Below are 15,360 nucleotides of genomic sequence, written 5' to 3'. Positions count from 1 at the left end.
AGCAGCGCCCATTATCACTGCTGGCTTGCTGGTTCCTGCACCGCGTGCCAGCAGGCCACCCGGTGCCCGGCGTCGAGCTCGCGTAACGGCGGCGCGGCGATGCGGCACGGTTCGCTCGCCAGCATGCAGCGGGCATAGAACGGGCAGCCAGCCATCGCCGGCGCAGGCTCGTCCGGCTCGGCGGCAACCGGCTCATCCGGTGCCTGCGCTCGCGGGTCCGGTATCGGGATGGATGCCAGCAGCATGCGGGTGTATGGGTGTGCCGGATGGCGATACAACTGTTCCGCCGGCGCTTCCTCGACCAGCCGCCCCTGATACATCACCCCAATCCGATCCGAAATATGGCGCACCATCGACAGGTCATGGGCGATAAACAGATACGTCAGCCCCCGTTCCTGTTGCAGATCCTGTAGCAGATTAACCACCTGTGCCTGCACCGACACATCCAGCGCCGACAGCGGCTCATCGCACACCACGAATTGCGGATTCACCGACAACGCCCGGGCAATGCCAATGCGCTGCCGTTGTCCGCCGCTGAATTCATGGGGAAAACGCGGCAAATGCTCCGCCTTCAGCCCCACCCGCGCCAGCAACGCCAGCGTGCGCGCCTGTCGCTCATCCCGCGCATAGCCGTGAATTTGCATCGGTTCGGCGATCAGTTGCGCCACCGTCATTCCTGGATTGAGTGAGGAATAAGGATCCTGAAAGATAGCCTGTACACGCCGGCGAAATGGCTTTAGCGCCGCTTCCGGTAACGCGCTGATAAGCTCGCCGTCAAACTGGATCTCACCGGCGGTAATCTCGACCAGTCGCAGCAGGCTGCGCCCGAGGGTCGACTTGCCGCAGCCGGACTCCCCCACCAGCCCGTAGGTTTCGCCCGGCCAGATGTCAAAACTGACGCCATCCAGCGCCCGCACCGGCTCGCCTTGTTTGCGCCAGCCCCGGCGCATGTCGTAATACTTTTTGAGATCGCGGATACGCAACAGCGGTTGTCGGTTACTCGGCATGCTGCACCTCCGCGGAATCCGCCAGCCAGCACCGCACCCAGTGACTATCGCCGCACTGCCGCCGGTCCGGCTGCTGGGCGCATATGTCCATACGTTGTGGGCAACGCGCGGCAAACGGGCAGCCTGTCGGCGGTTCCAACAGTCCCGGCGGAACGCCCTCAATTGGCGATAACCGCTGACGCGCGGCGTCATGCCGTGGCAACGACGCCAGCAATCCCCGGGTGTAAGGGTGCGCCGGTCGGTAGAAAATATCTTCCACGCGTCCTTCTTCCATCACCAGACCGCCATACATCACCACCACCCGCGAGCAAAGCTGCGCGACTACTCCCAAATCGTGGGTAATCAGCATGATGGCGGCGCCGGTCTGCCGTTGCAGTTGCTTAAGCAAGCGCAGAATCTGCGCCTGAATCGTGACGTCCAGCGCGGTGGTAGGCTCATCGGCAATCAGCAGCGCCGGATGGCAGGACAACGCGATGGCGATCATCACCCGCTGGCGCATGCCGCCGCTGAATTCGTGGGGATACTGATCGTAGCGCTGCTCGGCATGGGCGATGCCCACCTGCTGTAACATGGCGATCGCCCGTAGTCGGGCGGTTTTTTTATCGAGTTGCTGATTGCGCATCAGGATGTCACGCATCTGCCGCCCAACCGTCAGCACTGGATTAAGCGCGGTCATTGAGTCCTGAAAAATCATAGCGATATCGTTGCCGCGTAATCGACGCAGCGCCTGCGGACTGTAACCGGCCAGATCGTCGCCGCGAAAGCGGATCTGCCCGCCCACGATACGCCCATTGCCGCCCAGCAGGTGAATCACCGATTTACAGGTGACGCTTTTCCCGCAGCCAGATTCACCGACGATACCGACGATTTCCCCCTCGTTAACGCTGAAGCTGACGCCGCGCACCGCCTGCACTTCCCCCGCGCGGGTAAAAAAGGAGGTACGCAGGTTTTCAATCGCCAATAATGGATGGCTCATCACGGCCTCATTCATCACGTTGCGCTCCCGGTTCAAACGCGGTGCGAAACACATCGCCCAGCACATTAAAACTGAGCACCGTCAGCAGAATCAGCACGCCGGGGAACAGCGCCAGCCAGGTGGCGTCGCCAATATACGCCTGCGCGTTGTTGAGCATACTGCCCCAGGAGGCGTTAGGCTGCTGCACGCCCAGCCCGAGGAAGCTGAGCGTGGACTCCATCAGGATCGCCGAGGCGATATTCAGCGTCGCCGCCACCATAATGGTGGGCAGAATATTGGGGATGATGTGACGCAGGATGATGCGCCACGCCCGTTCACCGGAGGCGCGCGCGTACAGCACATACTCCCGCTCTTTCAGCGACAGGGTTTCCGCCCGCACCAGCCTCGACAGGCTCATCCAGGTCAGCGCGCTGATGATCAGAATAATGTTGGCGACCCCCGGCTTAAGATAAGCATTCAACACCAGCAGCAGAAAGAAGGCCGGGATCGACATCAGCATATCCACCGCCCGCATCAGCACCGTATCCAGACGGCCGCCAATGTAACCGCTGACGGTCCCCACCAACGTGCCGATCAGGGTGGAAAACACCATCGCCAGCACGCCCACCATCAGCGAAATCTGCCCGCCGTAGAGCGCGCGGGTAAAATAATCCCGGCCGTATTCATCGGTGCCGAACCAGTGTGCGCCATCCGGCGGCAGCATCCGCGCCTGAATCGCCATGGCGTTCGGGTCCCACGGGCTGAGCCACGCCAGCGCCGACGTCGCGCCGAACACCGCCAGAACCGCCAGCGCCAGCTGCGCCGGCCGGTTGCGGCGCAGCTGTTGTCTTGCCTGTTGCCAACGTCTTCCCATCAGCCTTACCTCATTGCCTTGATGCGCGGATCGGCCACGCGATACAGTACATCCGCCAGCAAATTGCCGATCACCAGCATGCAGGCCGACAGCATCACCATCGCCATGATCAGCGGGTAATCCAATGACGTGATGGACTGAAGGCCCAGCAATCCCATTCCCGGCCAGGAGAACACGCTTTCCGTCACATAAGCGCCTACCACCAGTTCAGAAAACGACAGACCGAACAGGGTGATAACCGGCAACATCACGTTTTTCAGCACATGCCGAAACAGGATATGCGCGCGCGTTGCGCCATACGCCAGTTGCGTTTGCACGTAGTCAGCGGAGAGTTGCGTGATGGTGTGGGAGCGGATGTAACGCACATAGTGCGACAGGTTGTAAAAGGTCAACGCCACGCACGGCAGCACGCCGTGCCGCACCACGTCTAACCAGGAATCCGCCGCCCCGACGGTACGCATTCCCATGCTCGGCAACCAGTTAAGCTGGACCGAAAAAATGATGATCAGCAGAATACCGAACCAGAAAATCGGCACCGAAATACCGATGTACGCCACCAGATTGAGCAAATGATCCAGCCAGCGGTGCCGGAACGCGCCCGCCAGCAACCCGAACGATATGGCGATCGCCACCGCCAGCAGCATCGACGCGCCCATCAGGCCGAGCGTCGCCGGCAGCCGCTCGACGATCAGGGTCAGCACCGGGCGGTGGGAAATCAGCGAATAGCCCAGATCGCCGCGCGCCACGTTTTTCAGCCACAACAGGTACTGCATCGCCAGCGGCCGGTCTAACCCGAGGCTATGGCGCACCCGCTCGATGTCATCCTGGCTCATACGCGGCGTGATATACGCCTGCACCGGGTCGCCCGGCGCCAGCTTCACCAGCAGAAACGACACCAGTGAAATAAAAAACAGCATCGGCAACAGTTGCACAAGCCGACGCGCCACGATCTTATCCACAAGTAATGTTATCCACGATTAATGTTATCCATGAGTCTTCGCACATATTGCCGCCCGCCGTCGCGGCGAACGGCCGGGGGAGATTATTGCTGATAGATTTTCGACAAATCCTGGAACAGGTAGACCGGTTTCGGCTCCGCTTCCTGCGTACCGCCAAAGCGTTTGTCTACCGCCACCACCGCGTTGGTGTAGGCGATCGGATACCAGACCATCTCGTTTGCCACCGTCTGCTGAATATCCTTATAGATCGCCGCGCGCCGGCCCGCGTCGGTTTCGACGGCGCCGTTGTCCCACAGCGCGTCAAACGCCGGGTTCTTGTAGTGCGCGTAGTTGTAATCTTCGTTGCTCATGAACAGCGACTTGTAGCCGTCCGGCTCGGCGCCCATGATGTACCCGCCCAGACTCAGTTCGTAGGCGGTGTTGTTCTTGTCGCGCCCTTTTTGCGACATGGCGTTGGCGTCCAGCGGCAGTAACTCCACATTGATGCCGATACCCTTGAGCTGCTGCTGGATATACAGCCCCATGCTCTCCTGCGTTTTGTTGGCGTTGATATACGCCAGCCGCAGTTTCAGCCCCTGCGGCTGACCGGACTCGCGGAACAGCGCTTTGGCCTTATCGAGGTTGTAGGGATACGCCTCGACATCCCCGGTCTGGTAGAGCGTATCCGGCGTCAGAATCGAATTGGCGGGTTTGGCGTAATCCAGCGAGGTAAACGCAGTCTGCACCAGTTCGTCCTTGTTGATGGCATAGGCGATCGCCTGACGCAGCGCTTTGTTCTTCATGCTGTCGACGTTCTGGTTGAACACCATGTAAGCCAGACGGCCCTCCGGATAGATGATGAAGTCAAAGCGGCCGGTGGCCTTGAGCGGCCTGACGTCCTGCGGGTCGATCAGCTTGAGGTTGATTTCGCCATTCTGCATCGCCAGCCTGGCGGCGTTGGCATCTCTGGCGAAGCGATACGTCACCGCCTCCAGCTTCGGCTTGCCGTTCCAGTACTCATCAAAACGACTCAGCGCATAGTACTGACCGGAGCGGTATTCACCGAATTTGAACGGACCAGAACCAACCGGCGCATCGTTTTTGGCGCTTTTCGATAAATCCGCTTCGTTGGCAAAAACATGCTGAGGGATGGGGTAAATCTGCACCAGCGAACCGGCAAAGGCGGCGCTGACTTGCGGCAGCGTGAATTTCACCGTCAGGTCGTCCACCTTGCTGACCGCCACCGGCTGGTTGTTGTACACAAACATGCTGCGGAAAAAGCTATGTTGGTTCTCATCCAGCAGTTTATTGAAGGTGAACACCACATCATCGGCCGTGATGGCTTGCCCATCCTGCCACTTCAGGCCGGGTTTGAGTTTCAGCGTGTAGGTCCGGTTATCGGCTGATGGCGTCAGACTTTCCGCCAGCCCCCACTCCACCTTACCCTCGTTGTAGCTGTACAGCGGCGAATACAGCGCCTGCATGATGGTGAGCGTGGTTCGGTCGCTGGCATACAGCGGATTCATCACCAGCGGGTCACCGCTGGTGATGCCGATGATCAGATTGCCGCCCGCGTTGGCTGTCGTCTCCGCCGCGGCCTGACCGCTAACGCCCAACGACAGCATCATGGCCGCCGCCCATGCTGAAAAGGCCAATTTACGCATTGTGTTTTACTTCCCCTGGAATGATAAAAATTCGAATATTGCACCGGGGAGCAGGCTTACCAAAGCGCGTAAATCGCATAAGGTTAGCAAAAAAACGGCTAATCCAGCGTCGCTATCAACGTCCGATTCGCCGCACTCTGGCGCCGAATGCGATAAGGCGCGGTTCAGGAATGATCACCGCCATCCCGCTGGCGGTCGTATCCGCCGGGAAAACTCGCTAGAGTACGTGGAGATATCGACTATAACGCGGGAAAAACAACAATGCAGTTCGATGACTGGTTATGGCGTAAGAAGCTGATTGCGCTGCTGATTGTGGTGGTTGTGATTGAACTGGTGCTGCTGCTGGTTCCCTGGGATCGTTTCTGAGCGCCCGAGCAACGTTTAGCCATAGCAAATAAATCGTTCTGAGAATCCGGCAGTCGACGTAAGATAGACGTATTATCACCGCCAAGCCCGTACGGTTCCTGTCCCCCCGTCAGGCGCGAGGCCCAGTACCATTGCAACGCACAATATCATAGCAACATACAATCACGAGGGTTCTCATGAACAGGCCATATCCCCCCTTGCTGGCGCTTACCCTGTCGCTGCTGTCGCTGACGGCATCCGCCGCCGACGGCTACAAAAACCTGAAATTCGGCGCCTCCGCGGCCACCATCCGACAGCAGGCCAACTGTTCACTGCGCGGCCCGGAAATGATTATGGGGCAGACCGTGTATACCTGCCCGGATTTCGGTTTCGCCGACAAAAAAACCCAGGCGATCTTCAGTTTCAGCAGTGACAAGTTCAACCGTCTGGCGATTTCGATCGCGCTGGCCGACGTGCCCAGCGTCGTGGAAGGACTGAAGAGCAAATACGGCATGACCACACCGTTGTCCGCCAGTGATGTCGATACCTTCATGAACAAGCCTAATTCCCGTGTGACCGCCCGGTTCGACAAGAACAACATCACGCTGGTGTTCGACAACGGCATCGACAATCGGAAGAATATCTACCTGGTGTACAACGCCGAAAACAGCGTCAGCGCCGGCCCAACCGCCGCACCGGTCACCCGTGGCATCACCAAGGACGACCTGTAACTGACGACCCGTAACGGTAGCATTGCCACCCGGCGCTGGTCGCGCCGGGCGTGTTTACCGCCTGCGCCGCGCCCTCATATCCTATCAGGCATAGTAACTGCTCCAGACTTTCACCAGCACCGCCGCCGACAGGCTCCAGCACACCACCGCCAGCATCAGCGCCGACGGCAGGCGCATCACACCGGTAAAGTAATAGAGCGAAATCAGGTACACCAGATAAGGGATCACCGCCCAGATGCCAAACAGAATGGTGGTGCGCAGCGCTTCCACGCCGCGCTCCGCCCCCACGATGTAATGCGCTATCAGCGCAAACGTTGGAAACAGCGGCACCAACCCGGCAATATAATAATTACGGGTTTTGGCCAACAGGCCTATCAATACCACCACGAGCGCGCCTAGCGCCGCCTTTATCAGTAATGCCATGTTTTATGCTGTTCAGTTATCGGTTTACCATCCGGCCCGTCTGTCACGTCCGTCCTTCCCGCCACCTATCCCTGACGGAACGTTTCTATATCTAACAGAAAAGCCGCTAAAAATCAGAATTGCGCTATGTTTCGTCGCAGCAGTTCGCAGACAAAAATGAAACGCAGGTTTATTTTTCGGAAATTATGATCCCGCTTCGCGTTTTTTCGTAGCGGGTTGCGTAGGCTGCCACAGCCTAACGTATACGAATACAGCAACATGACCTCAACCTGAAAGGAGTACGCTGTGAGTCTGACACACTATTCCGGGCTGGCCGCCGCGGTGTCCATGTCACTGATTCTGACCGCCTGCGGCGGCCAGACGCCGAATTCGGCGCGTTTCCAGCCGGTGTTTCCCGGCACCGTCAGTCGCCCGGTGCTATCGGCGCAGGAGGCCGGTCGCTTTACCCCGCAGCACTATTTCGCCCACGGCGGTGAATACGCCAAGCCGGTAGCGGATGGCTGGACGCCAACGCCCATTGACACCTCGCGCGTTACTGCCGCCTATGTGGTCGGCCCCCGCGCCGGCGTGGCGGGCGCCACCCATACCAGCATCCAGCAGGCGGTGAACGCGGCGCTGCGCCAGCATCCAGGGCAAACGCGGGTGTACATCAAACTGCTGCCGGGCACCTATACCGGTACGGTATACATACCGGAAGGCGCGCCGCCGTTGACGCTGTTCGGCGCGGGTGACCGGCCGGAACAGGTGGTGGTGTCGCTGGCGCTGGATTCGATGATGTCGCCGGCCGACTACCGCGCCCGCGTCAATCCGCACGGCCAGTATCAACCCGCCGACCCGGCCTGGTATATGTACAACGCCTGCGCCACAAAAGCGGGCGCCACCATCAATACCACCTGCTCGGCGGTGATGTGGTCGCAGAGCAATGATTTTCAGTTGAAAAATCTGACGGTGGTCAACGCCTTGCTGGACACGGTCGACAGCGGCACCCATCAGGCGGTCGCGCTGCGCACCGACGGCGATCGGGTACAACTGGAAAATGTCCGCCTGCTCAGCCGTCAGGACACCTTCTTCGTCAATACCAGCGACCGCCAAAACAGCTATGTCACCGACCATTACAGCCGCGCCTACATCAAGGACAGCTACATTGAAGGGGATGTCGATTACGTGTTCGGCCGCGCCACCGCCGTGTTTGACAGGGTGCGTTTCCATACCGTGTCCAGCCGCGGTTCGAAAGAAGCCTATGTGTTCGCACCGGACAGCATTCCATCGGTAAAATACGGCTTTCTGGTGATCAACAGCCAACTGACCGGCGACAGCGGCTATCGCGGCGCGCAAAAGGCCAAGCTGGGCCGCGCCTGGGATCAGGGCGCGAAACAGACCGGCTACCTGCCGGGCAAAACCGCCAACGGCCAGTTGGTGATCCGCGACAGTACCATCGACAGCAGCTACGACCTCGTCAACCCGTGGGGCGCAGCGGCCACCACCGACCGGCCGTTCAAGGGTAATATCAGCCCGCAGCGCGATCTGGACGACATCCACTTCAACCGACTGTGGGAATACAACACCCAGGTGCTGCTGCGCGAGTAATGCCGATATGCCGTATGGCTTTCAGCCGAAGAGCGGTGCCAGCCCGGCACCACTCTTTTCTTCGAACACTCAGCGGGTAGCGGTAGTTTCGCGGCAACAATCCCACTTTCGGACCTCGCCGGGCTCCAGCCCTTTTACCAGAACACCCTGTGGCAACGGGCTGACGACGTCAATCCGCCTCACTTCCGGCGCTGCCTGTGGTGTGCGGCGATAATAAACCGCGGTTTTTCCCTGCTCATCCTGGCCGATCTCATCCGGTAACAGCACCATGCCTTTCGGGTCGGATAATATGGTGATTGTCACCAGCGCGGACATACCAAACCGCGGCACCGCCTGCCCGGCATGGCAGCAATCGAGATTGAAGACAACATCATAGGTAGCGCCTGGCTGCCCTTCGGTGTAATTAGCCTGCGGGCTGACCATCCGTAATGTGCCAGCCAGCGGCTGGCCGGGCAGCGCCTCGCTGGTAAGCGTGACGGGCATACCCGGCCGCAGATGCTCGATATCGGCTTCGTCGGCTTTGGCCCGCGCGTCAAAGCGCGTCACGCCCGCCAGCATGAATAACGGCTCCCCCGCGCCGACACGCTGGCCTAGTCGGGGAAACGTTACCTTATCTTTGTCGTCGTTTTGTATACGAACGGCATAACCGTCACCGGGCGCATACAGCCAACTGCGTGCCTGCTGGTCACGAATTTGCTGTAATTTCTGTTCGGCGTTATTCAGCTCCAGTTCAGCCACCGTCTGATTTTCCGCACTTCCCGACGCCCGTACGGATGTCAGCGCCTGACGCGCCGCCTGCAACTCCAGGCGGCGGCTGGCCAGTTGCTGAGCCAGGCTGTCGCGCTCCGAACGTGCAATAATCCCCTGGTGATACAGCGGCTCCGCCGCATTCAACTGGCTGGCGGCGTCGCGTTCGCCCATTTCCGCCATGACCAACGCCCGCTGAGCCGACATCACTTCATTGCTGTTTTCCCAGGCGCGTAAATTTCGTAGCGACTGACGTGCCTTGAGAAATTGCGCCTGACCGTCGCGATACTCAATCTGCAGCGGGGTGGTGTCCAGCACCAGCAGGGGATCGCCTTTATGCACCTCTTGTCCCTCCTGAACGCTCAATTGGCTGATATGACTATCAAAAGGGGCGCTGACCAAATATTGCTCCGCCGCCTGCACGTGCGCCAACAGCGTAATATGGTTTTCCACCGGCGATGGCGTGACAGCACGCCATTGTGTCCCGGTTTCCCCCTCGCTCTCGGCCCGTCGGGATAAAAATACCGAGGCCGCTGCCACCAATATGATTACTCCGCCATACAGCACCCGCCGCCACCAGCGAAAATTACCGATCATTCTGCTGTATTCTCCAGTGGTTAAGGGTGGTGCCCAGCACGCGATCCAGCTCAGCACGCGCGTTGAGATAGGCGATCTGCGCGGACACGCGCGCACTTTGCGCGGTGCGCAGACTGGTCTGGTAGCTCAGCACCTGAAAGTTCGATGAACGCCCTGCCAGTAGCTTGGCCTGCTCCGCCTGCAATGTTTTTTCCGACAGTCGCGTCAGGCGATCGGCAATCAAAAACTGCTGCCAGTTGCTATTAAGCGCGTTGACCTGCTGCGTGACCGTTTCTTCCAGTTGCTGACGCACATCCGCCATCTGTAATAGCTGTATTTTCCCCGCCACCCAGGCGCGCTGCTCTTCCTGACGCGCCTGCAGGTCGTTCAACGGAATGGAGACATTCAGGCCGACATAGCGCTGCCAGCGGCCATCATCCTCGATATCTGCCGCCCGGGTATTCACCCGCCCGGCCCCGGCGACCAGATCCACCCCCCACAGGCGCTGGTTTTTCGCCTGCATCAGGTAGATCTGCTGTTTGTCCGCCGTGAGTTGCTGAATCAGATAATCAGGTTGATTTTTCATCGCCAACGCTATCGCCTGCGGCGCTTTCAGGGTGATCGGCTGTATGTCGAGGCGCTCGCTGGCACTCAACGGCGTACGGGTGTCAATGCCCAATAAACCGTTCAGCGCCAGACGTCGCTCGTTCAACGCATTCTCCTGCTGTTCCAGATTTAACTGCTGCGAGGATATATCGGCATCGCTCTGGAGTTTGTCGAGCGCCGCCTGCCTGCCGCTGTCAATCAATGCCTGCATCACGTCGCGCTGCGCGCTGGCGCGTTGCAGCGATTCCTGCGCCAGCATCACCCCTTGCTGTGCGGCCAGCAAGCCGTAGTAAGCCTGAATAATCCGGGTAATGGTGTCGGCGAACTGCTTTTGCTGGTTCAGGTGACCAATGCGCTCATCAAGCCGGGCCAAACGCACCGGCGCGGTATTAAAGTCAACACCGGCGCCCTTTAACAACGGCTGCACGACACTGGCCGAGTTTCCCAGACTGCGGGAACTTCCTGCCGATGACTGGCCGGAATAGTCATCGTTCCAGTCAGCCTCAAACTGCGTGCCCAATGGCGTCAGCAGGCTGGCGGAAAGACCGGCATGATTTTCCTGCCCGGGCAACTGCGCCCCCATGTTGTGACGATACTGATTGTTCAACACCAGATGCGGCCGGAAGCCATCTTCGGCAACCAGCAGATCAAACTTGTCCATTAGCCGGGTTAACGCAACGCTTTTCAGCGTATTACTGTTGCGTACGCCCAGCGCGACCGCATCGGCCAGCGTAAGCGGCACCTTTTCCTGTAATAACGGCACGCCGGCTGTCGCACCATTCGCCAGCGACAGCCAGGGTGCGACCAGTAACGATAAAAAAGCGGCGGCATACGCCGGGTTAATGTTCACGTAACGCCTCCGCAGGAGATAAACGAGCAGCGGTCAAAGAGGGTTTCAAACCAAAAAAGACCGCCAGTACCAACGCGCTGCCGATAGCCAGCGGAAACACCCACAGCTCGACCATCAGCGGCCAATCGGCGTAACGGGTATAAGCCCAGGCGAGCAGCGCCCCTGCTACGCTGCCCAGCACCGCGCCGGGCAATGAAAGCAGAGCAGCTTCCAACAGAAACAACACGCCGATATCCAGCGAACGGGCACCAATAGCCTGACGCAGGCCGATCTCATACCGACGCGCTGACACGCTCATCACCATGACGTTCATGACGCCAATCCCGCCCATTAGCAGCGCCACGGCAGCCAGCGCAGCCAGCAGATAGCGGAAGGTCGCATTTTGCTGCGCCATGCTATCGATGAGTTGTTGCTGGATCTGAACTTGGATCGTCCGCGTCGGCAGCATCTGCTCAAGCCAGGGCCGGATCGCATCGACAACCGACGTCAGGAGCGTGGTCGACGTCACCTGTATGTACAGCAGATCCGTGGTCGCAAAAGGCGAAATCCGCGTGATGGTTTCTATCGGCACCAACACAATATGCTCGGTCGTCTGACCGCCGATTGATAACGTCGCTGATTTCAGGGTACCAATAACATCAAAGCCATAATGGCCGAGCCGGAAAGTGCGCGCCGGGGCAGAACCCGAAAGCCGGGAGGCCAGATCCGCACTGACGATGGCATAGGTGCTGCGGCTGTCGTAACGGGAAAACGCCCGCCCCTGCGCCAGCGTCAACCCCAGCAACGGCATCAGGTCGGGCGTAGAGCCGATCACCATCAACGGGATGCCGTCATCATCCCCTTTCTGTGGCAACGAGGCATTCCAGCGCGCTACCGGGACAACACGCCGAATGCCGCGGTGCACATGGGACAGCGCCGACAGATCCAGCTTGACAGGCAACAACGGCACCGGCGAGTGACTGTCCTCCTTGATGCCGATATCGACCACAATGATATCGCCGCCCAAATGGTCAAACGCACTCATTGCCATCTGCTGGGCGCTTTTGCCCAGCATTAACAGGGTCACCACCAATGCGCTGCCAACGCCGATGCCCAACATCGCCAGCGACGCACGCTGATGGAAGGCGATCAGATTGCGGCAAGCTTCAAGCCATTGTTGCATCACATTCATGCCGCACTTACTCCGCAACCAGCACGCCGTCTTTCATGCGACAACGTCGCTGCAGCCGTTGTGCCAGTTGCTCGTCGTGGGTCACCATCACGAGGGTTAATGCCCGCTGGCGGTTGATATCCAATAACAGGCTGAGGATCTCTTGCGCGGTTTCGGCATCCAGGTTGCCGGTCGGTTCATCCGCCAGCAACACGGAGGGTTCGCCCACCAGCGCCCGGGCCAATGCGACCCGCTGGCGTTGCCCGCCGGACAGGGTTGCCGGGCGTTGCAGACGATACGAATACATCCCCAATTCGTCCAAAACGTCGGCGGCGCGGCGGCGGGCCTGCGCCACGGGGATATTTCGATACAACAGCGGCAGCGCCACGTTATCCAGCACGTTATGGCTGGTCAGCAAATGAAAATGCTGGAACACAAATCCCAGTTTTTGATTACGCAGCCGGGCACGCAAACCAGCGGAACACAGCCGGATATCCTCGCCATCCAGATGATAACTGCCCTGCTGTAGCGGCTCCAGCAGCCCCAGGATATTGAGCAGCGTACTTTTGCCGCTGCCGGAGCGACCAAGAACGGCACAGGTTTCCCCATGCCGAAGATGTAATGAAAGTGAATGCAATATGGTCATATCACCATAGCAGTGGTGCACATTTTCAATTCGAATCACAGGTATAGGTTTCCCGTCCACATTCCCACGAAAAGCAGTGAGCGAAACTGCCGGGGCATATTAAATAGACCATCAGGGCACATCGTCCAGGTTTATCTCATGAAACTTATAATAAAAATGCTTCTCTTTTATCTCTGTATTTTCTGGCCGCCCTCGCTGTTGACCGCTGTCATTGTTTACTGAATCATTCTTTTCATCAGCGATCATGGCGTTTTATCGGCCGGGGTTTAGACGGTCGATTCTTGGGGATGGTTGCCTTACTGGTAGTCATCCGGCAGGTAATAGTTCGGTTTTTTCATTGCTAAAGGGTTTTTTATCCATTCTGTCGATCTTGATGCAATATTTGGTTGCGTTTCCTACTTGCGTATTCTTATTAATAACTTCTTTCTTTTCTGCCACGGCTATTCCCGATGATATGAGCAGCAAGGCTATCGCAGAATCTAATTTTTCAGCATGTTTCATGATTCACCTCTGATGTTGTTAAAATGACCAAAACAATATTCTTGTTATTAGTAACATCTCTCAGGATGTGAGATACTCCATTATCCAAAGTCTCCTCACAAACGACAGTAAGCGACAACTGCCGGGGCATAGTAACCAGACCATCAGGGCACATCGTCCAGGGTTATCGCATCAAACGGATAATAAAAATGCTTATCTTTTTCCCTGTATTTACTGCCGCCACACTGCTGTACCGTGTCATTTTTCGAACTCTTATAAAAAACGACATGGAGTTTTATCGGCCGGGGAACAGCGGTACTCGCGGCGATAGTGGCCTCCAGGTACTCATCCGGCAGGTAATACACCGACTTATTATCGCTAAACGCTTTTTTATCCATTCTGGAAATCGTGATGCAATACCCGGTTGCATTTCCCACATGCGTATTCTTAGAAAAAACTTCTTTATTTTCTGCCACGACCACCCCCGATGACATGAGAAGCAAGGCTATCGCACAATAAAATTTTTCAGCATACTTCATAATTCACCTCTGATGTTGTTAAAGTTATCCTCTAAAGAACCATGACAAGGCACATCATTTTAATTCCTTTTATCAGACATCAGATTTATAAAAATCAATATAAAGTATTACGGGACGGAATTTTGGTCCAACACCATGCAAACCCGGCCCATATAAATATCCAACTTGTTATTTTTAACAGGTTGATAATCCAGCCTATAAATATCCATACAATCACCAGTGTATTTGTACACAGTAAGTCAAGTGATTATAAGTATTAGCAACCTCTGCCATGCCTGAATCATGGTTACCTTAGCCCGTGCCATAGTTATTATTTCAAAAAATAAAAGTTGTAAAAACCGCCAAAAACACAACCAACCGCTACGCAAGCACTAGGTGTCATTTTGATTTTTCGGCATTATCAATGCCTGTTAGTACTGTACAGTACTCGTTATTGCTACCATAGGGCGATCTAACTTCAGGTGTTTTTTCCCTTTCATATAGAAAGCCCCCTTACAAGGGTTATTACCAATCTTGCCATCGTTACTGTCAGGCACATAAAAATCAACATCGACATAAACAGGGTGTTTTCCCATCACGGTCTCACCACTATCATCTTTAATATAAATGCGCGGTAAACTTTCACCGCCCTTGAAATCACCACTGAGATTACCACCGTCTTTACGGTGAACAACAGCACAATAACCACTTTCGTTAATCACATAAGTATTGCCATCATATAGATTTTCGTCTTTAGCCTCAGCCACACCTGAAAAAAGGAGAGTCGACATCACACACAAAACCCCACCATATACATATTTCATAAGAGCACCCTTCTAAGTAAGTTAAGATTAATAAACCCTCACAAAGCGTCATATCCATACTCTGAATCAGGATTTTCACCTGTGAGTTTTAATACACATTTATTACCTGTTACTGACTTAATGATTTCTACTGATATCACACAGCCATACAACTCTGATAATAAGAGCTTATCCGACCTCACCCATATCGGTATCAGAATATTCCCAACCATTACCCCAGAGAAACTATCACCATAAAACCAAAGAAAATAAACATTTATATACAGCGACGGACAACCTGCAACGATTATGGCAGTATCAGTCAAGCACTCTTAAATATTACTTATAAAAAAGCCCCGATAAAAATCGGGGCGAAGAAATCACAAGAAGGAATAAGAAAAAAATTAATGTTCGTGTTCCAATGCCTGAGTCCCCGTCTGATTACGGTTTTCAATGGCGA

15 protein-coding genes are annotated in these 15,360 nt (G+C 56.5%); 2 read left to right on the top strand and 13 right to left on the bottom strand.

Translation table 11 applies throughout. The features are described from left to right. Positions 1 to 14 precede the first annotated feature (14 nt). From DDA898_RS09275 to DDA898_RS09255, 5 genes are all read right to left on the bottom strand, one after another. Entirely contained in the window at positions 15 to 1,007 is a 993-nt protein-coding gene (locus DDA898_RS09275) for an ABC transporter ATP-binding protein (protein ID WP_038911039.1), read from the bottom strand. After that, complete coding sequence (locus DDA898_RS09270) at positions 997 to 1,998, bottom strand: ABC transporter ATP-binding protein (RefSeq protein WP_438830421.1); 1,002 nt, start codon at positions 1,996 to 1,998, stop codon at positions 997 to 999. The genes DDA898_RS09275 and DDA898_RS09270 overlap by 11 nt, the downstream gene beginning before the upstream one ends. Then, positions 1,991 to 2,836 (bottom strand): ABC transporter permease, encoded by an 846-nt coding sequence (locus DDA898_RS09265; protein ID WP_038911035.1) that lies wholly within the window; start codon positions 2,834 to 2,836, stop codon positions 1,991 to 1,993. Before DDA898_RS09265 ends, DDA898_RS09270 begins: the two co-directional genes overlap by 8 nt. A 5-nt stretch (positions 2,837 to 2,841) precedes the next feature. Then, positions 2,842 to 3,783: an ABC transporter permease gene (locus tag DDA898_RS09260; RefSeq protein ID WP_236616724.1), complete on the bottom strand. Its 942-nt coding sequence runs from the start codon at positions 3,781 to 3,783 to the stop codon at positions 2,842 to 2,844. A 95-nt stretch (positions 3,784 to 3,878) separates the two neighbouring features. Then, entirely contained in the window at positions 3,879 to 5,438 is a 1,560-nt protein-coding gene (locus tag DDA898_RS09255; RefSeq protein ID WP_038911033.1) for an ABC transporter substrate-binding protein, read from the bottom strand. 542 nt (positions 5,439 to 5,980) lie between these two features. Between DDA898_RS09255 and DDA898_RS09250 the strand changes: the two genes are divergently transcribed. Next, positions 5,981 to 6,514, top strand: coding sequence for an HI_1492 family protein (locus tag DDA898_RS09250; protein WP_038911031.1), 534 nt, complete (start codon positions 5,981 to 5,983; stop codon positions 6,512 to 6,514). A gap of 84 nt (positions 6,515 to 6,598) precedes the next feature. Here DDA898_RS09250 and DDA898_RS09245 read toward each other — a convergent pair whose 3' ends face one another. Continuing rightward, complete coding sequence (locus DDA898_RS09245) at positions 6,599 to 6,937, bottom strand: GlpM family protein (RefSeq protein ID WP_038911030.1); 339 nt, start codon at positions 6,935 to 6,937, stop codon at positions 6,599 to 6,601. A gap of 285 nt (positions 6,938 to 7,222) precedes the next feature. On the opposite strand from DDA898_RS09245, the gene pemB reads away from it, so the two are divergent. After that, a complete protein-coding gene (gene pemB / locus DDA898_RS09240; protein ID WP_071604523.1) occupies positions 7,223 to 8,524 on the top strand; it encodes a pectinesterase PemB in 1,302 nt (433 codons plus the stop codon). A 69-nt stretch (positions 8,525 to 8,593) separates the two neighbouring features. Here the strand turns inward: pemB and DDA898_RS09235 are convergent, their stop codons facing one another. The 7 genes from DDA898_RS09235 to DDA898_RS09205 all read right to left on the bottom strand — a co-directional run bounded on the left by DDA898_RS09235 (position 8,594) and on the right by DDA898_RS09205 (position 14,921). Beyond that, positions 8,594 to 9,868 carry an HlyD family secretion protein gene (locus DDA898_RS09235; protein ID WP_050570243.1) on the bottom strand — a complete coding sequence of 425 codons (1,275 nt, stop codon included), beginning with the start codon at positions 9,866 to 9,868 and terminating at the stop codon, positions 8,594 to 8,596. Further along, positions 9,858 to 11,303: a TolC family protein gene (locus tag DDA898_RS09230; protein ID WP_050570242.1), complete on the bottom strand. Its 1,446-nt coding sequence runs from the start codon at positions 11,301 to 11,303 to the stop codon at positions 9,858 to 9,860. The genes DDA898_RS09235 and DDA898_RS09230 overlap by 11 nt, the downstream gene beginning before the upstream one ends. Further along, positions 11,293 to 12,474: an ABC transporter permease gene (locus tag DDA898_RS09225; RefSeq protein WP_038901009.1), complete on the bottom strand. Its 1,182-nt coding sequence runs from the start codon at positions 12,472 to 12,474 to the stop codon at positions 11,293 to 11,295. The genes DDA898_RS09230 and DDA898_RS09225 overlap by 11 nt, the downstream gene beginning before the upstream one ends. A 7-nt stretch (positions 12,475 to 12,481) precedes the next feature. Next, on the bottom strand, positions 12,482 to 13,159 hold the full coding sequence (locus DDA898_RS09220; RefSeq protein WP_081639239.1) for an ABC transporter ATP-binding protein: 678 nt from the start codon (positions 13,157 to 13,159) through the stop codon (positions 12,482 to 12,484). 246 nt (positions 13,160 to 13,405) lie between these two features. After that, positions 13,406 to 13,600 (bottom strand): hypothetical protein, encoded by a 195-nt coding sequence (locus DDA898_RS09215; RefSeq protein WP_038911027.1) that lies wholly within the window; start codon positions 13,598 to 13,600, stop codon positions 13,406 to 13,408. Between the two features lie 143 nt (positions 13,601 to 13,743). Continuing rightward, the gene (locus DDA898_RS09210) at positions 13,744 to 14,118 is read right to left on the bottom strand and encodes a hypothetical protein (protein ID WP_038911026.1); all 375 of its coding nucleotides are present in this window, start codon (positions 14,116 to 14,118) and stop codon (positions 13,744 to 13,746) included. A gap of 410 nt (positions 14,119 to 14,528) precedes the next feature. Beyond that, on the bottom strand, positions 14,529 to 14,921 hold the full coding sequence (locus DDA898_RS09205; protein ID WP_038911025.1) for a hypothetical protein: 393 nt from the start codon (positions 14,919 to 14,921) through the stop codon (positions 14,529 to 14,531). Positions 14,922 to 15,360 lie beyond the last annotated feature (439 nt).

Source organism: Dickeya dadantii NCPPB 898 (genome assembly GCF_000406145.1).
GTDB classification, from domain to species: Bacteria; Pseudomonadota; Gammaproteobacteria; order Enterobacterales; family Enterobacteriaceae; genus Dickeya; species Dickeya dadantii.
The sequence above is the reverse complement of the archived record's forward strand: the minus strand, read 5'-3'. Positions and strand labels throughout refer to the sequence as shown.